The organism is Lacinutrix cladophorae (assembly GCF_053604645.1).
On sequence record NZ_JBSHNR010000121.1, the window covers coordinates 837,469 to 860,927 of the forward strand.

Annotated in this window: 21 protein-coding genes; 13 read left to right on the forward strand and 8 right to left on the reverse strand. The window is 32.2% G+C overall.

What is annotated here, in order from left to right; genetic code table 11:
* Positions 1-3: 3 nt before the first annotated feature.
* From ACVC3Y_RS16675 to surE, 5 genes are all read right to left on the reverse strand, one after another.
* Complete coding sequence (locus ACVC3Y_RS16675) at positions 4-2,043, reverse strand: ComEC/Rec2 family competence protein (protein WP_452227514.1); 2,040 nt, start codon at positions 2,041-2,043, stop codon at positions 4-6.
* A gap of 58 nt (positions 2,044-2,101) precedes the next feature.
* Entirely contained in the window at positions 2,102-2,647 is a 546-nt protein-coding gene (locus tag ACVC3Y_RS16680; protein ID WP_452227515.1) for a C40 family peptidase, read from the reverse strand.
* A gap of 8 nt (positions 2,648-2,655) precedes the next feature.
* Positions 2,656-3,774 carry a lipid-A-disaccharide synthase gene (gene lpxB, locus ACVC3Y_RS16685; protein ID WP_452227516.1) on the reverse strand — a complete coding sequence of 373 codons (1,119 nt, stop codon included), beginning with the start codon at positions 3,772-3,774 and terminating at the stop codon, positions 2,656-2,658.
* A 90-nt stretch (positions 3,775-3,864) separates the two neighbouring features.
* A complete protein-coding gene (locus tag ACVC3Y_RS16690) occupies positions 3,865-4,146 on the reverse strand; it encodes a hypothetical protein (protein WP_303420422.1) in 282 nt (93 codons plus the stop codon).
* Between the two features lie 61 nt (positions 4,147-4,207).
* Positions 4,208-4,984: a 5'/3'-nucleotidase SurE gene (gene surE / locus ACVC3Y_RS16695; protein WP_452227517.1), complete on the reverse strand. Its 777-nt coding sequence runs from the start codon at positions 4,982-4,984 to the stop codon at positions 4,208-4,210.
* A gap of 183 nt (positions 4,985-5,167) precedes the next feature.
* Here surE and ACVC3Y_RS16700 point away from each other — a divergent pair, with 183 nt between their 5' ends.
* The gene (locus ACVC3Y_RS16700; RefSeq protein WP_452227518.1) at positions 5,168-7,333 is read left to right on the forward strand and encodes a carboxy terminal-processing peptidase; all 2,166 of its coding nucleotides are present in this window, start codon (positions 5,168-5,170) and stop codon (positions 7,331-7,333) included.
* Positions 7,334-7,341: 8 nt separating this feature from the next.
* Positions 7,342-8,427: an ABC transporter permease gene (locus ACVC3Y_RS16705; protein WP_452227519.1), complete on the forward strand. Its 1,086-nt coding sequence runs from the start codon at positions 7,342-7,344 to the stop codon at positions 8,425-8,427.
* Between the two features lie 22 nt (positions 8,428-8,449).
* Here ACVC3Y_RS16705 and ACVC3Y_RS16710 read toward each other — a convergent pair whose 3' ends face one another.
* The 3 genes from ACVC3Y_RS16710 to ACVC3Y_RS16720 all read right to left on the reverse strand — a co-directional run bounded on the left by ACVC3Y_RS16710 (position 8,450) and on the right by ACVC3Y_RS16720 (position 10,722).
* Positions 8,450-9,205, reverse strand: coding sequence for a DJ-1/PfpI family protein (locus tag ACVC3Y_RS16710; RefSeq protein ID WP_452227520.1), 756 nt, complete (start codon positions 9,203-9,205; stop codon positions 8,450-8,452).
* Positions 9,206-9,235: 30 nt separating this feature from the next.
* Entirely contained in the window at positions 9,236-9,841 is a 606-nt protein-coding gene (gene yihA / locus ACVC3Y_RS16715; RefSeq protein ID WP_303420412.1) for a ribosome biogenesis GTP-binding protein YihA/YsxC, read from the reverse strand.
* 116 nt (positions 9,842-9,957) lie between these two features.
* Complete coding sequence (locus ACVC3Y_RS16720) at positions 9,958-10,722, reverse strand: alpha/beta fold hydrolase (protein ID WP_452227521.1); 765 nt, start codon at positions 10,720-10,722, stop codon at positions 9,958-9,960.
* A 297-nt stretch (positions 10,723-11,019) separates the two neighbouring features.
* On the opposite strand from ACVC3Y_RS16720, the gene mraZ reads away from it, so the two are divergent.
* The 11 genes from mraZ (at position 11,020) to ACVC3Y_RS16775 (ending at position 23,456) form a co-directional block, all read left to right on the forward strand.
* Positions 11,020-11,490, forward strand: coding sequence for a division/cell wall cluster transcriptional repressor MraZ (mraZ, locus tag ACVC3Y_RS16725; protein ID WP_452227522.1), 471 nt, complete (start codon positions 11,020-11,022; stop codon positions 11,488-11,490).
* On the forward strand, positions 11,477-12,385 hold the full coding sequence (gene rsmH, locus ACVC3Y_RS16730; RefSeq protein ID WP_303421812.1) for a 16S rRNA (cytosine(1402)-N(4))-methyltransferase RsmH: 909 nt from the start codon (positions 11,477-11,479) through the stop codon (positions 12,383-12,385). The genes mraZ and rsmH overlap by 14 nt, the downstream gene beginning before the upstream one ends.
* 19 nt (positions 12,386-12,404) lie before the next feature.
* The gene (locus ACVC3Y_RS16735; protein ID WP_303420406.1) at positions 12,405-12,725 is read left to right on the forward strand and encodes an FtsL-like putative cell division protein; all 321 of its coding nucleotides are present in this window, start codon (positions 12,405-12,407) and stop codon (positions 12,723-12,725) included.
* A 61-nt stretch (positions 12,726-12,786) separates the two neighbouring features.
* Entirely contained in the window at positions 12,787-14,748 is a 1,962-nt protein-coding gene (locus tag ACVC3Y_RS16740) for a penicillin-binding protein (RefSeq protein WP_452227557.1), read from the forward strand.
* Positions 14,745-16,208: a UDP-N-acetylmuramoyl-L-alanyl-D-glutamate--2,6-diaminopimelate ligase gene (locus tag ACVC3Y_RS16745; protein ID WP_452227523.1), complete on the forward strand. Its 1,464-nt coding sequence runs from the start codon at positions 14,745-14,747 to the stop codon at positions 16,206-16,208. Before ACVC3Y_RS16740 ends, ACVC3Y_RS16745 begins: the two co-directional genes overlap by 4 nt.
* A 51-nt stretch (positions 16,209-16,259) precedes the next feature.
* On the forward strand, positions 16,260-17,501 hold the full coding sequence (gene mraY, locus ACVC3Y_RS16750) for a phospho-N-acetylmuramoyl-pentapeptide-transferase (RefSeq protein WP_303420402.1): 1,242 nt from the start codon (positions 16,260-16,262) through the stop codon (positions 17,499-17,501).
* Positions 17,502-17,579: 78 nt separating this feature from the next.
* Positions 17,580-18,917, forward strand: coding sequence for a UDP-N-acetylmuramoyl-L-alanine--D-glutamate ligase (gene murD / locus ACVC3Y_RS16755; protein ID WP_452227524.1), 1,338 nt, complete (start codon positions 17,580-17,582; stop codon positions 18,915-18,917).
* 59 nt (positions 18,918-18,976) lie between these two features.
* Positions 18,977-20,170: an FtsW/RodA/SpoVE family cell cycle protein gene (locus ACVC3Y_RS16760; RefSeq protein ID WP_452227525.1), complete on the forward strand. Its 1,194-nt coding sequence runs from the start codon at positions 18,977-18,979 to the stop codon at positions 20,168-20,170.
* Between the two features lie 76 nt (positions 20,171-20,246).
* Entirely contained in the window at positions 20,247-21,341 is a 1,095-nt protein-coding gene (gene murG / locus ACVC3Y_RS16765; protein WP_303420395.1) for an undecaprenyldiphospho-muramoylpentapeptide beta-N-acetylglucosaminyltransferase, read from the forward strand.
* A gap of 50 nt (positions 21,342-21,391) precedes the next feature.
* Entirely contained in the window at positions 21,392-22,747 is a 1,356-nt protein-coding gene (gene murC / locus ACVC3Y_RS16770) for a UDP-N-acetylmuramate--L-alanine ligase (RefSeq protein ID WP_303420394.1), read from the forward strand.
* A complete protein-coding gene (locus tag ACVC3Y_RS16775; RefSeq protein WP_303420393.1) occupies positions 22,734-23,456 on the forward strand; it encodes a cell division protein FtsQ/DivIB in 723 nt (240 codons plus the stop codon). The genes murC and ACVC3Y_RS16775 overlap by 14 nt, the downstream gene beginning before the upstream one ends.
* Positions 23,457-23,459: the final 3 nt, after the last annotated feature.

Sequence of the window (23,459 nt, forward strand, 5' to 3'; positions counted from 1 at the left end):
CTTCTATTCGGAATTTGATTCTGTATTTAATACTATAAAAGCTCCTTTTTTACCTGTTTGGTGAAAAGGGAGTTTTCTTTTTACACAAGTTTTTTCCCATCGGGAAACATAGGTTTTATAATTACTTCCATCTGCAATAATTACTTTTGGTTTTAAAGAATCTATTAATCTTTCCATATTTATTTTTGGAGAATTTCGTAATACAACATAATCTGGTTTTATGCTTTTTATATTATAAAGACCAAGACTATCTATTATTAAAATCCTTTTGTTTTTATAAAAGAAAATATCCTGTAAAGTATCTTCATGAATCGTTTTTATATAATTTGCTACTGCAAAAGTACTTATGGTTTTGTTGTTTTTTATATTGTCTAAATTATGAAAAACCTTTAGTGTTTTGTTGCTTTTTAAGCCTATAACTGTATGCTTGCTTTTATGAAAAACTATAAATGCATCCTTACTATTTTTAAAAGATGTATATATAGATGCTATTTGGAAACTAATAACTGTAACACATAAAAACACTAAAGTTTTGTAGTTCTTTTTTAAATGCAAGCGTACTAACGCTATTATAATTAAATAAGAAGTAATCACATATATAAGATGAAATGAAATTCCTTGAAAGAGAAATTCTTCTTTATTAGCAATCCATTCAAAAAAAGTATTCATTAAACGAATAATATGCGCAAAAGCATCTGCTAAAAATAATGGTAACACATTTAATAAAGCTAAAATAATTATGATAATTCCACTTATTAAAATAATACCAATTAACGGAATAATTACAATATTAGATAACCAAAACAATCCAGGTAACTGGTGAAAATAAAACAAACTAATGGGTAAAACGCCAAACTGTGCAGCAATAGTTACAGTTGTAATTTGCCAAAGTTTATCTGTCAGCCATAATCTAGGTTTCCAAATTTTATAAATTATTGGCTGTATGGAAACAATGGCAAGTACTGCTAAATAACTTAATTGAAAACCAACATCAAACAAAAATAAAGGCTTAAAAAGCAGAATAAAAAACACCGATATTGCCAATGTATTATAAATATTACTTGGTCTTTTTAAATGCATACCAATCGCAACAATACTAAACATCGTTGTTGCTCTTACAATAGAGGCTGAGGCTCCAGCAATAATTGCATAACACCACAGCAAAAAGATTATACTAATTAGTTTTGCAACTTTACCATGTTTTATATGTTCCAAAGGTTTAAATATTGTGTTTAAAAGAAGTAGTAAAATGCCAACATGTAAACCAGAAACAGCAAGAATGTGTATTGCTCCAGCATTCACATAATTTGTGTACACTTCTTTACTTATATTTTGTCTTTGCCCTAAAATCAATGCGTTAATTATCGCTAATTCGTCAGCCTTAAAACCGTGCTTTTTAAGTTTTGTGTTTATGGTTTTTCGTAGTAAACTGGCATAACCAATAAGTGTGTGTTTTTTATCGCTTACGCGGAATAGATTTTCACTGCGACTATATATTTGCTTATAGATATATTGCCTTTCTAAGTATTTTTTGTAGTCAAACTGATTGGGATTTAAAGTTTTATTAATCTCCTGAAAACCTTCCGAAGCAATTAATATTTCGTCTACTTCTAGCTTCTTTTGAAGACTGTCTTTTTTTATATTTAACAATGCTTTTCCTGAAGAAGCTAAGGTGTCTGTTTTTAATATTTCAACAATATATTTGTCATTATAATTACTAGGTTTTAATACTTCTTCAATACGAATAGTAATCGATTTAGGTATTGTTTTATAATGAATGTAGTGGTTGTCTAGACGTTTTTCATTGTGCATGTTTGTATTTACAACTCCTATTAAAATAGTAGTCGTAAATGCTAATAGTCCAAACCAAAGCGTTTTAATAAATTGTTTTCTAGAAATACATAAGGAAATACCCAATAGGAGGAATTCGATACACAAAACAAACAACGACCATGTTGTTGAAATAGTAAAGTAAACGCTTATTAATATTCCTATAGAAAGACAAACGCCAAGTTTAATTACTGTAAAATTTAGAATTTTCACATATAAATATAGTAAATAATCTATATTTATAGTAAATATTCGACACTAAATAGTTTGATTATAATATTCGTCTTGCTTGTACATAAGCTAAATACCAATATCGTTCGGCAAGATTAGAAATCATTACTCCTCTGCTGGTAGATGCATGAATAAACTCCACGTAGCCAGTTCTTGCAGTAGTAACTATACCAACATGATTCACCTTTCTGCTGTTTTTTTGGGTTGCAAAAAAGAGCAAGTCTCCTTCTTGTACTTTTTTTAAATCGATCCAATCTCCAGTTGTAGATAAGCCATGAGTAGTTCTAGGTAAACTGATTTCTTCTTTTTTAAATGAAGTGTATATTAAGCCAGAACAGTCCATCCCTTTTTTGGTGGTACCTCCGTATTTATATTTGACTCCTTTAAAAGTTTTTGCGTATTCTAGGATGCTTTCTATATTTGCATTACTTTTTGTAGCAGATGTTTTTGGTGTTGTTTTTTTAGTGCTTGTTTTTGTCGAAACTGTTTTTGTGGTACGTGTTTTTTTGGTAACCACTCGCTTTTTTTTAGAAGATCCGCAAGCTAATATGGTTGTTAGTAAAAGGAGTAAGGCAATTTTTTTCATATAAAAATCTAATGATCTGTTGTTATAGCTTTATAAATAATTTTTGCTGTTTTTTCACTAGCACCTCTGCCACCAAGCTTTTTTTCTAACTCATAATAGTTCATAAAGAACTTCGTTCTTTGGTATTCGTCTAAAATAACATCTAACTCTTTTTTTAATCTTTTTGTGTTGAATTCCTTTTGAATTAATTCGGTAACTACTTCTTTATTCATTATTAAATTTACTAAAGAAATAAACTGTAGTGTTATAATACGTTTTCCTATTTGGTAAGATAACCAACTGCCTTTGTAACAGACTACTTGTGGTACTTTAAAAAGCGCAGTTTCTAATGTTGCTGTACCAGAAGTAACTAGTGCAGCTGTTGAGACGCTAAGTAAGTCGTAAGTTTTATTAGAAATAAAAGAGACATTTTTTGTGTTTATAAACTGTTGGTAAAAACTATATTCTTGACTTGGAGCACCAGCAATTACAAATTGATAATCCGGATATTCTTTTACAACACTAAGCATAACAGAAAGCATTTTTTTAATCTCTTGTTTCCTACTTCCAGGAAGTAATGCAATAATTGGTTTTTCGTTGAGTTGGTTTTCTTTTCTAAATGTGTATTCGTCTACTTGCGTTCTGTTGGCAATAGCATCAATTAAAGGGTGCCCAACAAAATGTACCTTGTAGTTGTATTTTTTATAGAAGTCTTCCACAAACGGAAGAATAACATACATCTCATCTACATATTTTTTAATTTTCTCTACTCTACTTGCTCTAGATGCCCAAACTTGTGGAGAAATATAATAATGCGTTTTAAAGGTGTTTTCTTTTGCCCATTTTGCGATTCGTAAATTAAAACCAGAATTATCAATTAAAATAACGACATCAGGTTTGTAGTTAGCTATGTCTTTTTTACATAAGGATATTGCTTTAAAAATAGAGTTTATGTTAAGTAGTACTTCTGCAAAACCCATAAAAGCTCTTTCTTTATAATGTTTTACTAATGTGCCACCAACATTTTGCATAAGATCTCCACCCCAAAATCTAAATTCGGCTAGCACATCTTCTTTTTGTAATGCCTTCATTAAATTAGAGCCATGTAAATCGCCCGAAGCTTCTCCTGCAATAATGTAATATTTCATGCGTACGTATCTATTTTCTTTAATTGGTTACATGCATTATCCATTATATCTTTATCCATAATTATTGCGTTTTAGATATGGATATTACATTTATATAAATTTAAAAAGAAGCGTTAAAATAGCAATAAATATTGTTGCAATTAATACGCCTTTAGCCCGATTATCTTGTCGTTTGCTTAAAAAGAAAAAGAAAGCAATAAGGTTTAATATTGCACCTAAGCTAATTAGTTTGCTTATAAAACCTTGCGCATTTGCAATTTCTATAGCGTCTAAAATACCATCTCCTTTTCCTAAAACTTTAGTGGCAATAAATAAGCCAATAAGATTTGCTATGAAACCAACTACTAAACCAATTGTAATATCTTTTTTCATCTTCAGTTTCCGCGAAAGCGTTTTTCTCTCTTTTGTTTTCCGTAAAAGCGGAATTAATAATCTATTTGTTAAAATCCCAAGTGTTTAATTTCTGTATGCAATGATGAGCAGTTAAATCAAATTGAACTGGTACCACAGAAACATAACCGTTTTGTAAAGCCCATTCATCGGTATCTTCTCCTTTATCTAAATTAACAAATTTTCCGGTAAGCCAATAGTATTCTTTTCCTTGTGGGCTAATTCTTTTATCAAATTCTTCTTTCCAATTTGCTTTTGCTTGTCGGCAAATTCGAACACCTTTAATTTCTTCTTGCTTCAATTTAGGGAAATTTACATTTAAAACAACACCTTCTTGTAGTCCGTTTTCTAAAACGTTTAATGCAATATTTTTAGCATATTCTTTAACAGCTTCAAAGTTTGCATTCCAATTAAAATCTAACAAAGAAAACCCGATAGATGGTATTCCTTCAATTCCTGCTTCAAGTGCTGCACTCATAGTGCCAGAATAAATGACATTAATAGAAGAATTAGAACCATGATTAATACCAGAAACGCATAAATCTGGTCTTCGATCTAGTATTTCGCTAATTCCCAATTTTACACAATCCGCAGGTGTGCCAGAGCAACTATATTCTGTTTGATTGCCGTTATCAATATGTACTTGTTCTAAATGTAATGTAGAATCTAATGTAATAGCATGACCCATTCCGCTTTGCGGGCTATCAGGTGCTACAACCACCACATCACCTATCGTATTCATAATCTCTATCAATGCGCGTATTCCAGGGGCAGTTATGCCATCATCGTTAGTAACTAAAATTAGTGGTTTTGTTGTCATATATTATCTGTTTTTAGCTATGCTAAAATACATATTTTATGTAGCATATTATTAATATTTTCGGTTTAACAAAAAATTAGTATCCATAACCTTTCATTGGCACAGTTTTTTCTTTAATTTAGTAAATTGAGACAAAACCCTAACTTAAGCACTTTGGCTTAAATTAATTAATGCATTTAAGAAATGAAAAAGAAATATAATGTGTTTATCCTCTTGCTTTTATTAGCATTTGCATCTTGTAGTTTTACTAGTAAAACTTTTGATGATCCAGATAAAGATAAGCTACTAATACAAGTAATTACTTATGTGTTAGAACGTGGGCATTTTGACCCTAAAGATTTAAATGACGATTTTTCTGCAGCAGTTTATACCGATTATCTAGAACAACTAGATCCTCTAAAACGTTATTTTTATAAGTCCGATATAGACGAATTCGAAAAATATAAAACAGAATTAGATGACCAGTTAAAAGCGTATGATATTGCTTTTTTCAATTTAACACACGAACGTTTATTAGAGCGTATCGAAGAAACGAAAGCAATCTATAAAGATATATTAGAAAAGCCTTTTAATTATTCTGTAAATGAAAGTTATAGTTCCGATTACGAAAAATTAGAATACGTAAAGAATAAAAAGCAAATGAAGGAACGTTGGAGACAACAACTTAAATTTACTACTATTGCTAACTATGATGATTTGGTTTCTGAGAACGAAAAAGAAAGTGTAGATAATTCTTTTGAAGACGAATCTAATGTAAATAAAAAATCATCCGATAAAAAAACACTAGCGCAACTAGAAACAGAAGCTAGAAATGAAACTTTAAAATCTATAAATAATTATTACAACGATTATATAGACGATCAAGAGCGTAAAGACTGGTTCTCTATTTATGTTAATGCTATTGTAGAAGAGTTCGATCCACATACTTTTTATTTTGCACCAGAAGATAAAGATCGTTTTGATCAACAAATGTCTGGTAAATTAGAAGGAATAGGAGCAAGATTATCTAAAAAAATGGATAACACTAAAATAGTAGAACTAATTTCTGGAGGACCTGCCTGGAGAGGTAAAGAATTAGAAGTTGGTGATATTATTCAAAAAGTACGTCAAGAAGACGAAGAACAAGCGGTTAATATTGTAGGTATGCGTCTAGACGATGCTATAAAACTTATTAAAGGTCCAAAAGGAACAACAGTAAATCTTACCATTAAAAAAGTAGATGGTACTATTGAAGAAATTGCAATAATTAGAGATATTGTCGAGCTAGAAGAAACCTATGCTAAATCCTCTATTGTAAAAAATAAGGATAAAAAATATGGTGTAATCAATCTACCTAAGTTTTATGTAGATTTTGAAGATTATAGAAAACGAAATGCTGCAAGTGATATAAAACAAGAGATTGAGCGTTTAAAAGAAGAAGGAATGGAAGGTTTGGTTTTAGATCTTCGTAATAATGGTGGTGGTTCTTTACAAACAGTTGTAGACATGGCTGGTTTGTTCATTAAAGAAGGTCCAATTGTGCAGGTGCGATCTACAGGTGAACCTAAAGAAGTTTTAAAAGATAAGGATAAGTCTATTGTTTGGGATGGACCATTAGTGATTTTAGTAAATGAACTTTCTGCATCTGCATCCGAAATATTAGCTGCAGCAATGCAAGACTATAAAAGGGCAATCATTATTGGAAGTAAGCAAACCTATGGAAAAGGTACTGTTCAAAATGTTTTAGATTTAAATCGAATGGTACGTAATAACTCGCAAGGAGATTTAGGAGCTTTAAAACTTACTACGCAGAAGTTTTACAGAATTAATGGAGGTTCTACTCAATTAGAAGGAGTTAAAAGTGATGTAGTCGTTCCAGATAGATATAGCTTTATTAATGTTGGTGAAAAAGACCAAGAAAACCCATTGCCTTGGGATAAAATTGAAGCTGTAGATTATGAATACTGGGATAATTATTTTGATTATGATTCTACTATTAAAAAGAGTCAAGAGCGTATGAGTAATAATGAACAGTTAAAGCTAATTGAAGAAAATGCCAAATGGGTTAAAACCAGAATGGATGAGAATATGCACGCTCTAAATTATGAGCAATACAAACAGGAATTAGAATTAACTGAGGAAGAAGCAAAACGTTTTGATAAATTGTCAGAATACCAAACAAACCTAACGTTTGAGTCTTTGCCTTATGAAAACAAATTGTTTGCAACAGACTCAATTCTAAAAGAAAAAAGAGATAGATGGCATGAAAGCCTAAGTCAAGACGTGTATATGGAAGAAGCTTTGCATGTACTTGAAGATTTAAAAATGTCTTATAGCATTAAAAAAGTAGCTACTACAGTAAAAGATTAAATAGTTTTATGAGTAGTAAAACAAACTCATTAAGTGCCTTAGCGCTCCAAAAATTTAAAAACGATTTTTGGGGCGTTTTTAGTTTCTGGTTTATCGTATGTATTGGTTTAATTTCTGTTTTTGCCTATGCAATAGCTCCAGATAATTCCCAATATGCAAATCAGATGCATTTGGCTATACACTCTAAAAAGCCTGGGTTTAAAGTGCAAATGTTGACTATTTCTTCTGCGATTAAAAACGAGCAGAATTATTTCGATAAACTTTTCTTCGGAAGAAAAAATACAGAAACCGAAATCCCAATTTCTAGTTATAAAATAGAAGGTAATAGTTTGGTTTATACCGAATATGCTTCTGATGGATTGGTAGGAGTAGAGAAGACTTTGAGTTTTAACCCTTCACAGGAAACAAAATTAATTACTACTAAAACGTTCCTTTTTGGAACAGATAAATACGGAAGGGATTTGCTAAGCCGAATTTTAGTTGGAGCAAGAATTTCATTTTTTATTGGCTTTGTCGCCGTTTTTATATCCTTAATTATTGGAGTTTTTATGGGGAGTATTGCAGGCTATTTTGGAGGTAAAATGGATGCTTTTATTATGTGGATAATTAATGTTACTTGGTCTATACCAACATTGTTATTAGTGATAGCAATAACATTAGCTTTAGGAAAAGGTTTTTGGCAAGTGTTTATTGCAGTAGGTTTAACCATGTGGGTAGAAGTTGCTAGAGTAGTAAGAGGTCAGATAATTAGTGCAAAAGAAATGCAGTACGTTACAGCAGCAAAAGCTTTAGGTTTTAATAATTTTAGAATTATTACCAAACACATTCTTCCAAATATAATGGCTCCAGTAATTGTGATATCTGCAGCAAATTTCGCGGCAGCTATTTTAATTGAAAGTGGATTGAGTTTTTTAGGAATTGGCGCACAACCTCCAATGGCTAGTTGGGGGGCAATGATAAAAGATCATTATAATTATATTATTTTAGGAAAACCTTACTTGGCATTAATTCCTGGATTGTGTATTATGACTTTAGTAATGGCTTTTATGTTAATTGGAAATGCACTTCGGGATGCGCTAGATGTAAAGAGTTGATTTTTATTAACTAAAAAGGAATTTATTTATTCCAATTTTGAAGCCTGTCTAGATACAAATAACTTTCTACAAATTTTCGATGCTCTAGGCTAGTTATTTTTTCTAATAAATGTAGCGCTGGTATATAGCTGGCTAAGTTTCCGTTTGAAGAACTAAATTTTCCGTCTTCAACAAAAGTGACTAAACTATCATTTTGAACTTTTAAATTAGGATAATCTTTTTGTAATTGTTCTCCACCTCCAATCCAAGTTACAATTTTGTGTCCATCTGCAATTTTAGATTTACCTATTAATTGCGCTCCAGCACAATTACTTACAATGTATTTCGTTTTGTTGTTTTTCTCTTTGATAAAATCTATTATCTTTTTGTTGTTTACTTGCGCAAACATATCATATGCGCTTGGTACAAATAAAGCAATTAGATTCGGGCATTTTTTAAATGTGAAATCTGGTACAATTCGTATTCCTTCTTCTGTTGTAATTGGGTTTTCCGTTTCCGCTATTGTTATCACATTAAAAAGGGGTTTGCCATCTTGGCTTGGTTTCGAAAAAACATCCGAGGTTGCTATAACTTCACTTTGTAAAACACCATTGTACATTAATAGACCTATTGTAGGTAATGCTTCGTTAAATGGTTTTAAATGTTTTGTTAGTGTGTCTGTTTTTGTGTCTTTCTGAATTTGCACTTCGTTAGCAGAGCTGTTTTGAGATTTTTTAGAATGGCAGCTTAATAAAAAAGTTGCAAAAGCCATTATCATTAATAGTGCAAGTTTTTTCATGTGTCTCGGTTTTAATTTTGATGTATTCGCTTATTTCAAATCCATATTCGCATTCAAAGAATCTATATATTTTAATACTTCTTCTTTTCCAATATCTTTAGATGACGAAGTAATAAAATAGTTTGGTACTTCTTCCCAAGTTTCTAAAAGGACTTTTTTGTAATCTTCTACATGATTTTCTATAGCTTTAGGTTTCAACTTGTCTGCTTTAGTGAAAATAATAGAAAAAGGAATGCCATTTTCTCCTAGCCATTGCATAAATTCTAAGTCTATAGGTTGTGGTTTGTGTCTTATGTCTACTAATACAAAGCCTGTTACTAATTGCTCGCGTAGTGCAAAATATTGTGTTATAAATTTTTGAAATGTCTTTTTTGCAGATTTAGAAACCCGAGCATATCCATAACCAGGTAAATCTACTAAATACCATTCTTCGTTAATTAAAAAGTGGTTAATTAGCTGTGTTTTTCCTGGTCTTCCAGATGTTTTGGCTAGACTTTTACGGCTAGTAAGCATATTTATAAGCGAAGATTTACCTACGTTACTTCTTCCAATAAAAGCGTATTCTGGAATACTGTCTTTTGGGCATTTTGCAACATCAGAGTTGCTCATTACAAATTTTGCAGATTTTATTTTCATCACGATTGTGTTTCCGTGAAAACGGAAGCCTCATTAAATTAATACTAAAATTCAAAGGTAAAGACATAAGAGTTAGTTACCAAAATAGTAGCACTAAAAGCGTTGTAACTCGTGTTTTAGAAATTTCGTTTCTTTAGCCAGTCATTTAAGATCAGATTAAAAGTTTCTGGGTGTTCCATCATTGCTGCATGACCACACTTGTCAATCCAAAATAAATCAGAATCTGGTAATAAGCTTTTAAATTCATCTGCCACTTCAGGTGGGGTAACTGTGTCATTCTTACCCCAAATAATGCAAGTAGGTACTTGCATGTGAGGTAAGTCATTAGCCATATTGTGTCTAATCGCGCTTTTAGCAATAGCCAGTGTTTTAATAAGTTTGTTTCTGTCGTTTACTGTTTCGTAAACTTCATCTACAATTTCTTTAGTCGCAACTGCAGGGTCGTAAAAAACATCTTGAGCTTTCTTTTTTATTACCTCGTAGTCGCTACGTTTGGTGTAGCCACCTCCCATTGCGCTTTCGTATAGTCCAGAGCTACCAGTTATTACAAGTGCTTTAACTTTCTCAGGATATAATTTAGTATGGTATAAACCAATATGTCCTCCTAACGAATTTCCTAATAAAATAACATCGTTTAAGCCTTTATATTCAATAAAATCATGTAAATAATTTGCAAATGTCTTCACGTTGGTTTTTAGTAAAGACATGTTGTATATAGGTAGTTCCGGTATAAGAACTTTGTATCCTTTCTCACTAAAATGTTTAGTAACAGCATCAAAATTACTTAATCCTCCCATAAGTCCGTGAAGTACAATTATAGGATTGCCTTCTCCAACCTCAATATAGCTGTAATCTTTCTCCTTTTTTAAGCGATGCGTCATAGATTTAGTTAGTCATTTCTATTAAAAACAAATATAGTTAATTCATTCAAATTATAACAAATTAAATAAAAACACTGGTAGAGTTTCTTGTAGGAGATGTTAATAAACCTTTTTGGTTATCCTAGTGTCGATTTAAGTTACTGGTATTCAGTGTTTTTGTGCTTGTTTTGTTTTTTAATAAACGAAATAAAGTATCCTTTAGTCGAAAATTTATTAACAATGTGGTAAATAGTGGTAAATAGTGGTAGAATTTTCAATATATTTGAATCTTAATCGTTTTAATAGATAAAAGTCACATTGAACTCATTAATAGGGACATACGAATGCAAGGTGGATGCAAAAGGAAGGTTGATGCTTCCTGTTGCGTTAAAAAAGCAGTTGTCTCCTGTTTTGCAAAATGGTTTTGTACTTAAACGAGCAGTTTTTCAGCCTTGTTTAGAGCTTTATCCTATGAGTGAATGGCAGGCTTTAATGAGTAAGATGAACAAGTTAAACCGATTTAAAAAGAAGAACAATGATTTTATTCGACGTTTTACGGCTGGAGTAAAAATGATTGAAGTAGATGCTACTGGTAGGCTTTTAATTCCAAAAGATTTGGTGGTTTTTGCAGATATTTCAAAAAATATAGTGGTCTCTTCGGCAATTAATATTGTTGAAATTTGGGATAAAGATAAATACGAACAAGCCATTGATGATGCGGCTCTAGATTTTGCAGATTTAGCTGAAGAAGTAATGGGACAAGACGATGAAGACGATGGAATATCATAATCCTGTTTTATTAAAAGAAACCGTTGATGGTTTAAACATTGTGGAAGATGGTGTTTATGTCGATGTCACTTTTGGAGGAGGAGGTCATAGTAGGGAAATATTAAAGCGACTTGGTTCAAATGGGAGGTTGTTTGCTTTCGATCAGGATCCAGATGCGCTTGAAAATACAATAGATGATCCGCGTTTTACTTTGATTCATGAAAATTTTAGACACATGAAAAGGTTTTTAAGGTTTTATGGGGCAAAGCAGGTGGATGGTGTTTTGGCGGACTTTGGAGTTTCTTCGCATCAATTTGATGTTGCAGAGCGAGGTTTTTCGACCAGATTTGCAGCAGATTTGGATATGCGAATGAATCAGAAAAGCGAAGTTTCAGCTTACCATGTAATTAATGATTATGAAGAGGAGGATATTAAAAGAGTGTTGTTACAATATGGAGAGTTAAGGCAAGCTCCAGCAATGGCGAGAGAAATTGTAGAGCAAAGAAAAGATGCGCCAATTAAGACTAGTGACCAATTAAAAGAAGTGTTAAAACGTTTTTTGCAACATAAGAAGGAGAATAAAGTTTTGGCGCAGATTTATCAGGCTATTCGAATTGAGGTAAATCAAGAAATTGAAGCCTTAAAAGAGTTTTTGTTGCAAACACCTGAGGTTTTAAAATCTAATGGGCGTTTGAGTTTTATTTCCTATCACTCTTTAGAGGATAGGCTGGTAAAACGTTTTATAAGAAACGGTTTGTTTGAAGGAGAACCAGAGCGTGATATGTTTGGCAATTTTGAAGTGCCTCTTAAAAAAGTTGGAGGTTTAATTGTGCCAACACAAGAGGAAATAAAAATAAATAATAGAGCAAGAAGTGCTAAGCTTCGTATTGCTGAAAAGCTCGAAGTTAAAGGTTAATTGCTAAAAGCTTAAGAGGGTGAAAAAAAATATCTATAGTATATTAAAAGGAAGGTTTCTGGTGAGTGATGATGCCTTTAAAAACTGGAAAATGATTCTGTTTATTTCTGGTTTAGCTATAGTAATGATTGCGAGTTCGCATAGTGCAGATAAAAAAGTGCACGAAATTGCAAAATTAAATAATCATGTTAAAGAGCTTCGGTCTGCTATGATAGATGGTAGGGGTAGATTGATGAAGTTGAAAAAAGAGTCGTTTTTAGAAGGTGAAATGGCAGATAAAGGAATCGCTATTTCAGAGGTTCCACCAAAAAAAATAAAAGTTAAATCACAAAAAGATTAGTTCCATTTTGGCAGCAAGCGAAAAGAACATATTAAACCGATTGTATTTCATAGCAGGATGTATGTTCATCTTTGCTCTGGCTGTTGTGTTTAAACTTTTAAGCATTCAGTTTGTGCAAGGAGATAAATACAAAAAGTTAGCGCATAGTAGAACTATTAAGCCGGTTCCAATTCTTGCAAATAGAGGGAATGTGTATTCTGTAAATGGGAATTTATTAGCAACGTCTATTCCTAAATATGATATTAGAATTGATGCTATTACACCTTCAGCAAAAATCTTTGAAGAAAATTTAAAACCTTTAAGTGAAGCGCTGTCAAAATATTCAGGAAAACCTTCTTCGTATTATCAAAAAGAATTGCGAAAAGCTAGAGCAAATAGAAATAGATACTATTTGTTGGCTAGAGATTTAGGGTATTCCGATTACATTCAGTTTCGCAATTTCCCAATGCTAAAACTTGGTGCTTTTAAAGGTGGGCTTATTGTGGAGCAAACTACTAAACGTGAGCATCCCATGGGAGGGATTGCTGAGCGTACTATAGGGTATGAACGTACAGATGAAGATGGTAATGTAACAAGACCAGGAATAGATGGTGCCTTTGGTGTTAAGTATTTACGAGGTACAGATGGTTTGCGATTAAAACAAAAAATAGGAAAAGGACAATGGAAGCCAATTGTAGATTATGACCAGGTAGAAGCAAAAGATGGTTATGATGTATATACTACAATAGATGTTAATATTCAGGATATTGCACATCATGCACTTTTAAAACAATTAGAATATTACGAAGCAGAACATGGTTGTGTGGTTGTGATGGAAGTAGAGACTGGGGAAATTAGGGCAATCTCTAATCTTGGTAGAACGAGTAAAGGGAATTATTACGAAAAACTAAATTATGCTGTTGGAGAATCTCATGAACCTGGTTCTACATTTAAAGTAATGGCTTTAATGGCAGCTTTAGAAGATAAGGTTGTAGATACATCTACCGTTGTAGATGCTGGAAATGGAAAGAAGCGCTTTTATGGTAGAACTATTAGTGATTCACATCATGGTGGTTATGGGAAAATTTCTGCAGCTAGAGCATTAGAGGTTTCTTCAAATATTGGATTGGCAACTATTGTGGATGATCATTATTCAAAAAAACCAGAAAAATTTCTTAAAACATTAAGAAAATGGAAATTAGATCAACCATTAGGTGTTTCTATTATTGGGGAAGGAAAACCAGTAATTCCACAGCCTGGAGATGCAATTTGGAGTAGAAATGCACTGCCTTCTATGGCATATGGTTATAATATGCAATTAACACCATTGCAAACTTTAGCGTTTTATAATGCCATTGCAAATAATGGAGAATTGATAAAACCACGTTTTTTAAGAGCTGTAAAAGAATTTGATAGAGAAATTGAAGTTTTTGAAAAAGAAGTGTTAGTGGGTAAGATTTGTTCTGATGAAACACTTTCTCAAATCAAAGATATTCTTAAAAATATTGTAGTAAGGGGAACAGGTAAAAAATTGTATTCCGAAACTTTTTCTATGGCTGGAAAAACAGGAACGGCTAGAACCGATTATGCAAACAATGAAGAGTGGAATAAAAATCCAAAGTATATATCTTCTTTTTCAGGGTACTTCCCGGCAGAAAATCCAAAATATTCTTGCATTGTAGTTATACATAAACCAAGTACTAAAGTTGGCTATTATGGTGCAGATGTAACTGGTCCAGTGTTTAAACGTATTGCGCAAAAAATATTTACAGATACACCAATTGTCGATGAGGTAGAGTCTCTTGAGGTTCAAAATGCTTCTGTAGAAAATGAATTTGAAAGCTATTACAAAACAGCGCAAACCTATAAAACAATTATGCCAAGTGTAATTGGTATTCCGGCAATGGATGCTATTTCCTTGTTAGAAAATATGGATGTGGATGTACAAGTAAAAGTCTCTGGGTCTGGTATTGTTAAAAAACAATCCGTAGATAAAAATACGAAACTCAAAAATAAACAAACAATAGTTTTAGAAGCATCGTGATAGATTTTAAAGACATATTATATAAGGTAAATATCAATGCAGTGGTTGGTAGTACAAACGTGTATATTAGAAATATAGATTTCGATTCGCGTAAAATTGCTATTAACGATGTTTTTGTTGCTATTAAAGGTGCTGTTGTAGATGGTCATGACTATATTGATATTGCGATAAAGCAAGGTGCAATGGTTGTTGTTTGCGAGAAGATGCCTCATAATTTTAATGCTAAAGTGACTTATGTGCAAGTAGAAAATGCAACAAAAGCACTAGCAATTATGGCTAATAATTATTATGGTTCTCCGTCTAAAAATTTAAAACTTGTAGGTGTTACAGGTACAAACGGAAAAACAACAATAGCGACACTGTTGTATCAGTTGTTTAAAAATGCTGGTTATAAAGTTGGATTGCTTTCTACTGTGAAAATAATGGTAGATAACAAAGAATACAAGGCAACGCATACTACTCCAGATTCTTTGACAATTAATCGTTATTTAAAAGAAATGAATGAGGAAGGAGTGGCTTTTTGTTTTATGGAAGTAAGTTCACATGGAATCCATCAAAATAGAACAGAGGCGCTTTATTTTGAAGGTGGCATTTTTACCAATCTATCTCATGATCATTTAGATTACCACGAGACCTTTGCAGAATACCGTGATGTGAAAAAAAAGTTCTTTGATAACCTTCCTACAGATGCATTTGCACTCGTAAATGCAGATGATAAGAATGGTTTGGTAATGTTGCAAAACACTAAGGCGAAAAAATGTACATATGCATTAAAAAGCTATGCGGATTATAAAGCACAAATTTTAGAAAATCAATTCAGTGGTTTGCTGCTTAAAGTTAGTGAAGCAGAAGTTTGGACTAAACTTATTGGGGAGTTTAATGCGTATAACGTGTTAGCAATTTACGCTACTGCAGAATTGTTAGGTCTTGAAAAAGTAGAAATTCTTAGGTTGATAAGTGCTTTAGAAAGTGTAAGTGGACGCTTTCAGTATTTAATTTCAGATGAAAAAATCACTGCAATTGTAGATTATGCACATACTCCAGATGCTTTAAAAAATGTGCTAGAAACCATTAATAGTATTCGTACAAAAAATGAAGAATTAATAACGGTAGTAGGTTGTGGAGGAGATAGAGATAAAACCAAAAGACCTAAAATGGGCAATATTGCTTCGGCTTTAAGTACTAAAGTTGTTTTTACAAGTGATAATCCTAGAAGTGAAGTTCCAGAAACCATTATTGAAGAAATAGAAGCAGGAGTTGAGCCTGTAAATTATAAAAAAACAATATCTATTGTAGATAGAAAACAGGCTATTAAAACAGCTTGCCAGTTAGCAAATGCTAACGATATTATATTAATTGCAGGGAAAGGACATGAAACTTACCAAGAGGTTAATGGCAAACGTCAAGATTTTGATGATTATAAAATAGTACAAGAATTTTTAAAACAATTACAAAAATAAGTTTTGTTATTCTGCAGTTGATGTAGAATCAAATAGAAAAAGATATAAACAATGCTGTATTACTTATTTGAATATTTAGAAAAACAATACCAATTTCCAGGGGCATCACTTTTTGGTTTTATAACCTTTAGAGCAGCTGTTGCTATTCTAATTTCATTATTGTTTTCAACAATATTTGGTAAACGCATTATTCGTTTTTTACAAAAACAGCAAGTTGGTGAAACTATTAGAGATTTAGGTTTAGAAGGGCAAGCCGAAAAAGCAGGAACACCAACCATGGGAGGAATTATCATAATCCTTGCTACGTTAATTCCTGTGTTATTACTTGCAAAACTAGAAAACACATACATTATTCTTTTGATAGTTACTACGTTATGGATGGGAACTATTGGGTTTATAGATGATTATATCAAAAAATTTAAAAACGATAAAGAAGGATTAAAAGGAAGATTTAAAATATTAGGTCAAGTAGGTTTAGGTATTATAGTTGGTGCAACATTATACTTTAATCCTAATGTTACCATTAAAGAAAAACTTCCAGTAGCGCAACAACAAGAGATTTTAGCTGAAAATCCAAACGCATTTCCTTCTAAGCTTTTTGCGGCAGAAGAACAATCTACCAAAACAACGATCCCTTTTGTAAAAGGAAACGAGTTTGATTATGCAGATTTAATTACTTGGATAAATCCTGAATGGGCAAAATATGCTTGGATAATTTTTATTCTTGCTTCTATTTTTATTATTACTGCGGTTTCTAATGGAGCTAATCTTACTGATGGAATTGATGGGCTTGCAGCTGGAACTTCAGCAATAATTGTATTAACGCTTGGGATTTTCGCCTTTGTATCTGGGCATATAGTTTTTTCAGATTACTTAGATATTATGTTTATACCAAGGATAGAAGAAATCACCATTTATATAGCCGCTTTTACGGGAGCGCTCATTGGATTTTTATGGTATAATACCTATCCAGCGCAAGTTTTTATGGGTGATACTGGAAGTTTAACTATTGGAGGGATTATTGCGGTTATAGCGATTGCTGTACGTAAAGAGTGGTTAATACCAGTTTTATGCGGAATCTTTTTAGCGGAAAACCTTTCGGTAGTAATGCAAGTGAGTTGGTTTAAATATACAAGAAAAAAATATGGAGAAGGACGACGCATTTTTAAAATGTCGCCTTTGCATCATCACTATCAAAAATCAGGTTATCACGAAAGTAAAATTGTTACTAGGTTCTGGATTATTGGAATCTTATTAGCAATACTTTCCATAGTAACCTTAAAAATTAGATAGTGCTTGTCATTTTGTACTAGATGCGGAATCCATAATTAATAAAAGTAGAATTTACGTCATTGCGAAGCATGACAAAGCATGAAAAAAAAGAGATTAGTCATATTAGGAGGAGGAGAAAGTGGTGTTGGTACAGCACTTTTAGGGAAAGCAAAAGGCTATGATGTTTTTGTTTCCGATAAGGGGACAATAAAAGAAAAATATAAAGAAGTTCTTATACATAATGAGATTGAATGGGAAGAGCAAATGCATACAGAATCTAAAATTCTAAATGCGAATGTAGTAATGAAAAGCCCTGGGATTCCAGAAAAAATTGCTTTAATCCAGCAGTTAATTCAAAAGGATGTTCCTGTTATTTCAGAAATTGAATTTGCTTCCAAATATACCAATGCTACTATAGTTGGTATTACGGGAAGTAATGGTAAAACTACAACTGCTACGCTAACAAATCATATTTTAAAACAAGAGTTAAACGTTGGTTTAGCAGGTAATATTGGCGTCAGTTTTGCAAAGCAGGTTTTACAAGAAGATTGTAAAAACTACGTATTAGAAATTAGTAGCTTTCAGTTAGACGGAATTGTAGATTTTAAGCCACAAATAGCAGTAATAACAAACATTACTCCAGACCATTTAGACCGATATGATTATCAATTTGAAAATTATATCGCTTCCAAATTTAACATTGCAAAAAATCAAACAAAAGAAGATTATTTGATTTTCGATGCAGACGATGAAGTAATAACTAGTTGGTTAAAAGCACATCCAGTTCAATCCACATTATTGCCTTTTTCATTAGTGAAAACTATAGAAAACGGTGCGTATTTAGATAAAGAAAATATAATAATAACCATAGATAACAATCATATAATTATGCCAACAAGCAAACTAGCATTAGAAGGTAAGCACAATGTTAAAAATGCAATGGCTGCATCCACTGTAGCACATTTGTTAAAAATAAGAAAACAAACGATACGTGAAAGCTTAGAGAATTTTCAAGGGGTGGAGCATCGTTTGGAGCATGTGTTAAAAATTAATAAGGTGCAGTATATAAACGATTCTAAGGCTACTAATGTGAATGCAACTTACTATGCATTAGAAAGTATGGATAGTCCAACAGTTTGGATTGTTGGAGGAGTAGATAAAGGGAATAATTACCAAGAGCTTTTTTCATTTGTAAACGAAAAGGTAAAAGCGATTATTTGCTTAGGTGTCGATAACGAAAAGCTTATGAATACTTTTGGAGGTATGGTAGATGTTATTGTAGAAACACAGTTTATGAGCGAAGCCATAAAAATAGCTTACAAGGTTGCGCAATCTGGTGATACCGTTTTACTTTCTCCTGCTTGTGCTAGTTTCGATTTATTTGAAAACTACGAAGACAGAGGAAGACAGTTTAAAGATGCAGTAAGAAATTTATAAAACAACTAGAAGAGAAATGTTATGCTAACGCATGTTTAAGCATCTCATTGTAAGAAAAAATGCAAGAATTATTTAAAAATATAAAAGGAGATCGATTAATTTGGGCAATAGTTGCACTATTGGCAATTTTTTCATTCCTACCTGTATATAGCGCAGCAAGTAACTTGGCTTATGTTGGGGGTTCTGGTAATACCTTTTCTTTTTTTGTAAAGCACTTTATGCATTTGTTTTTAGGTTTTACAATTATGTATGGGGTACATAAAATTCCATATAGATATTTTAGGGGCTTGTCTATGGTCATGATTCCTGTGGTATTAGTGTTGCTGGTTGTTACTATGTTACAGGGAACTACTATAGAGGGAGCAAATGCTAGTCGATGGATTCAAATTCCAATAGTAAATATGTCTTTTCAAACATCTACTTTGGCAGCAGTTGTACTTATGGTATATGTAGCAAGATATATGTCTAAAATAAGTGAGCAAAAAATCACTTTTGCCGAAACAATCTTGCCGCTTTGGATACCTGTTTTTTTTGTGTTAATACTCATACTTCCAGCAAATTTTTCGACAGCAGCAATTATGTTTGTTATGGTTGTGATGCTGGTGTTTTTAGGTGGCTATCCATTACGATATTTAGCAGTAATCATTGGTTCTGGTATTTTAGCTCTTGTGTTTTTTATTCTGATAGCAAAAGCGTTTCCAGATGCTATGCCAAATAGAATTGATACCTGGATGAGTAGGATTGAAAGTTTTTCAAATGGTGAAGATACAGAGGCAAATTATCAAATAGAGCATGCAAAAACGGCAATTGCTACTGGTGGAGTACAGGGTGTTGGTCCTGGAAAAAGTATTCAGAAAAACTTCTTACCACAGTCTTCTTCTGATTTTATTTTTGCAATAATTATTGAAGAATACGGATTAATAGGAGGTTTTTTTCTAATGATAATGTACATGTGGTTGCTTTTTAGAATCGTGATTGTAGCACAAAAATCAGATACCGTTTTTGGTAAACTATTAGTGCTTGGAGTTGGCTTGCCAATAGTGTTTCAAGCATTAATTAATATGGCAGTTGCTGTAGAATTGTTTCCTGTAACAGGACAAACTTTGCCATTAGTTAGTAGTGGAGGAACATCTATTTGGATGACATGCTTAGCAATTGGTATTGTATTGAGTGTGAGTGCAAAAAGAGAAGAAGATAAAAACAAAGAAAATAAAGAAGATAATCCGTTAGAAATTCTTTCGGAAGCAATTTAATTAAAACAACCTGCGTGATTTTAATAATCGAGCAGGTTTACTAAAAAAAAATATTCGTGCATTAGTAACGAAAAAAATGAAGAAACATAAAATCATATTATCTGGAGGAGGAACAGGAGGACATATTTATCCTGCAATTGCTATTGCAAATGAATTGAAGTCGCGTTTTCCATATGCAGAATTTTTGTTTGTTGGTGCAAAAGACCGAATGGAAATGGAGAAAGTGCCTCAAGCAGGTTATGCTATTAAAGGACTTTGGATTTCTGGAATTCAGCGGAAGCTTACATTAAAAAATCTAATGTTTCCATTTAAATTATTAAGTAGTTTACATAATGCAAAAAAAATTGTAAAACAATTTAAACCAGATGTTGTTATAGGAACTGGAGGATTTGCTAGTGGACCATTATTGCAAATGGCAACCTCAAGTGGCGTTCCTGGTTTAATTCAAGAGCAGAATTCTTTTCCTGGAATTACAAACAAACTGTTGTCTAAAAAGGTGCAAAAAATTTGTGTTGCTTATGATGGTTTAGAGCGTTTCTTTCCAAAAGAAAAAATGATTAAAACTGGTAATCCTGTTCGTCAAGACTTATTAGATATAGATTCTAAAGTAGCAGAAGCTAGAAATTTTTTCAACTTAATTGAAGGCAAGAAAACCCTTTTGGTTATTGGTGGTAGTTTAGGAGCACGACGTATAAATGAATTAATAAGAGAGGAACTCGATTATTTTAACACATTAAACATACAGGTGATTTGGCAATGTGGAAAGCTGTATTATAAAACATATAAAATAGATGGGAACGAAAAGCATGTGCAATTGCATGAGTTTATAAACAACATGGATTTGGCTTATGCAGCAGCAGATGTTATTATTTCTAGAGCGGGAGCAAGTTCGGTTAGTGAGTTGTGTATTGTTGGTAAGCCAGTTGTATTTATTCCGTCACCTAATGTAGCAGAAGACCATCAAACTAAAAATGCCATGGCAATTGTTAATGAAAATGCAGCTTTATTAATTAAAGAAAGTGATTTGGTTGTAGATTTTGAAAACAAGTTTACACAACTTATGGCTTCACCAGAAAAGCAAAAAGAATTAGGAGAAAATATTAAAAAACTTGCATTAGTAAATGCAACAAAACAAATAGCAGACGAGGTTGAAAAGCTTCTAAGTAAATAAAACTAAATAATAAAACGTAACACTTAGCGTAGTCGAAGTGTCTTGAATTAATGAACTTAAATAATATACATAACGTTTACTTTATTGGTATTGGAGGTATTGGCATGAGTGCACTTGCGCGCTATTTTCAAGCAAACAATAAAAATGTAGCAGGTTACGATAAAACCCAAACTGCTATCACAGACAGCTTGGTAGATTTAGGTATTAAAGTTCATTATGAAGATTCTATTGCAAATGTAGCAGATGCTTTTTTAAATTATGATACCACCTTGGTTGTGTATACGCCTGCGGTTTCAAAAGATCATAAGGAATTAGCTTATTTTAAAAATGATAAAAATTTCACGGTTTTAAAGCGTTCTGAAATATTAGGGTTAATTACCGAGAATACTTTTTGTTTGGCTGTTGCAGGAACGCATGGTAAAACTACTACTACAAGTATTTTAGGGCATTTGTTGTACGAATGTAATGTAGCATTGACTGCCTTTTTAGGAGGCATAAGTGAAAATTATAATTCTAATTTAATTTTAAACGGAAGCAAAGTTTCTGTCGTAGAAGCAGATGAGTTTGATAGATCTTTTTTGACACTTTCTCCAGATTTAGCATGTATAACTTCTATGGATGCAGATCATCTAGATATTTATGGTGATGCTTCCGAGTTAATAAAATCATTCCAAGATTTTTCAAAAAAAATAAAACCAAATGGTAAGTTGTTTATTAAGAATGGTTTGCCTTTAAAAGGAATTACTTATGGAGTTGAAGACGATTCCGATTATTCCGCTCAAAATATAAAAATTGAAAATGGTGTTTATGTGTTTGATGTGAAAATGCCAAATACAACGCTAGAAAGAGTCCAATTTAACCTACCTGGTAGACATAATTTGTCGAATGCATTAATAGCCTTGGCGATGGCTGTAGAATATGGTTGCCCTCACCAGCAGCTCGCCAAAGCTTTAGCATCTTATAAAGGTGTGCAACGCAGATTTACTTACCAGATAAAATCCGAAGAATTGGTTTTTATAGATGATTATGCACATCATCCAGAAGAAATTAATGCAGTGTATCAAGCGGTTCGAGAAATGTATCCCGGTAAAAAAGTGTTAGCTGTTTTTCAGCCGCACTTATTTTCTAGAACAAAAGATTTTGTTGATGATTTTGCTTCAAGTTTGTCGCAGTTTGACGAAATAATGTTGCTAGACATTTACCCAGCAAGAGAATTACCAATAGAAGGTGTGAACTCTAATTGGTTATTGCAAAAAATTAAAAATAATAATAAACAGCTTGTTGCTAAAAATGAGTTGATTACACAAATAAAAAAGAGTAAAGCGCAAGTAATTTTAACTATTGGTGCAGGAGATATTGGAGCAGAAGTAAAACATATAAAAAATGCACTACATGTCTCGAATTAATTGGAATTACATAAAAACCTTTGTTCTGCTAGTGTTAGTAGTGTTTTTGTATGCTTTTTCGGCAACTAAAAATAAGGTAAGAAAAGTGTCGCAACCAAAAGTGCATTTTTTAGGGGATAATAATTTGTTTATAACGCAGGCCAATGTTAGTAAGTTGTTAATACAAAATCAAGAAAGGGTTACAAATGCATCTAAAGAAATTTTAGATTTGAATAAATTAGAATCTGCCCTAAATTCTAATCCAATGATAAAGTCTGCTGAAGTGTATCTTTCTGTAAATGGGGAGCTTAAGGCAGAAGTAGAACAAAAAAAACCTATAGCTAGAGTAAGTGCTAATACGTCGTATTATATAGATGACCAAGGAAGTTATATGCCTTTGTCATCTAATCATGCTGCAAGAGTGCCATTAGTAACAGGTTTAGTAAAAAAAGAAGCACTTGCTAATGTGTTTAAAATAGCAGAGAAAATTAATAAAGATGCTTTTTTAAGCAAGTATGTTATTGAGATTCATCAAAACGAAGATAGTAGCATTTATTTAAAATTGAGACAATCCACCTTTATAGTGCATTTAGGTCAATTAAATCAATTAGATAAAAAGATAAATAACCTAAAGGTGTTTTATCAAAAAGCATTAAAAGAAAAAACACTTAATAATTACAGTAAAGTTAATTTACAGTTTGATAACCAAGTAGTGTGCACCAAAACGTAAACT

What these genes read in the sequence shown, in the direction of transcription:
- ACVC3Y_RS16680 (WP_452227515.1), bottom strand. Translation starts at nt 2,647, where the DNA reads ATGAAAAAAATTGCCTTACTCCTTTTACTAACAACCATATTAGCTTGC.
- lpxB (WP_452227516.1), bottom strand. Translation starts at nt 3,774, where the DNA reads ATGAAATATTACATTATTGCAGGAGAAGCTTCGGGCGATTTACATGGC.
- ACVC3Y_RS16690 (WP_303420422.1), bottom strand. Translation starts at nt 4,146, where the DNA reads ATGAAAAAAGATATTACAATTGGTTTAGTAGTTGGTTTCATAGCAAAT.
- surE (WP_452227517.1), bottom strand. Translation starts at nt 4,984, where the DNA reads ATGACAACAAAACCACTAATTTTAGTTACTAACGATGATGGCATAACT.
- ACVC3Y_RS16700 (WP_452227518.1), top strand. Translation starts at nt 5,168, where the DNA reads ATGAAAAAGAAATATAATGTGTTTATCCTCTTGCTTTTATTAGCATTT.
- ACVC3Y_RS16705 (WP_452227519.1), top strand. Translation starts at nt 7,342, where the DNA reads ATGAGTAGTAAAACAAACTCATTAAGTGCCTTAGCGCTCCAAAAATTT.
- ACVC3Y_RS16710 (WP_452227520.1), bottom strand. Translation starts at nt 9,205, where the DNA reads ATGAAAAAACTTGCACTATTAATGATAATGGCTTTTGCAACTTTTTTA.
- yihA (WP_303420412.1), bottom strand. Translation starts at nt 9,841, where the DNA reads ATGAAAATAAAATCTGCAAAATTTGTAATGAGCAACTCTGATGTTGCA.
- ACVC3Y_RS16720 (WP_452227521.1), bottom strand. Translation starts at nt 10,722, where the DNA reads ATGACGCATCGCTTAAAAAAGGAGAAAGATTACAGCTATATTGAGGTT.
- rsmH (WP_303421812.1), top strand. Translation starts at nt 11,477, where the DNA reads ATGGAATATCATAATCCTGTTTTATTAAAAGAAACCGTTGATGGTTTA.
- ACVC3Y_RS16740 (WP_452227557.1), top strand. Translation starts at nt 12,787, where the DNA reads ATGTTCATCTTTGCTCTGGCTGTTGTGTTTAAACTTTTAAGCATTCAG.
- mraY (WP_303420402.1), top strand. Translation starts at nt 16,260, where the DNA reads ATGCTGTATTACTTATTTGAATATTTAGAAAAACAATACCAATTTCCA.
- murD (WP_452227524.1), top strand. Translation starts at nt 17,580, where the DNA reads ATGAAAAAAAAGAGATTAGTCATATTAGGAGGAGGAGAAAGTGGTGTT.
- ACVC3Y_RS16760 (WP_452227525.1), top strand. Translation starts at nt 18,977, where the DNA reads ATGCAAGAATTATTTAAAAATATAAAAGGAGATCGATTAATTTGGGCA.
- murG (WP_303420395.1), top strand. Translation starts at nt 20,247, where the DNA reads ATGAAGAAACATAAAATCATATTATCTGGAGGAGGAACAGGAGGACAT.
- murC (WP_303420394.1), top strand. Translation starts at nt 21,392, where the DNA reads ATGAACTTAAATAATATACATAACGTTTACTTTATTGGTATTGGAGGT.
- ACVC3Y_RS16775 (WP_303420393.1), top strand. Translation starts at nt 22,734, where the DNA reads ATGTCTCGAATTAATTGGAATTACATAAAAACCTTTGTTCTGCTAGTG.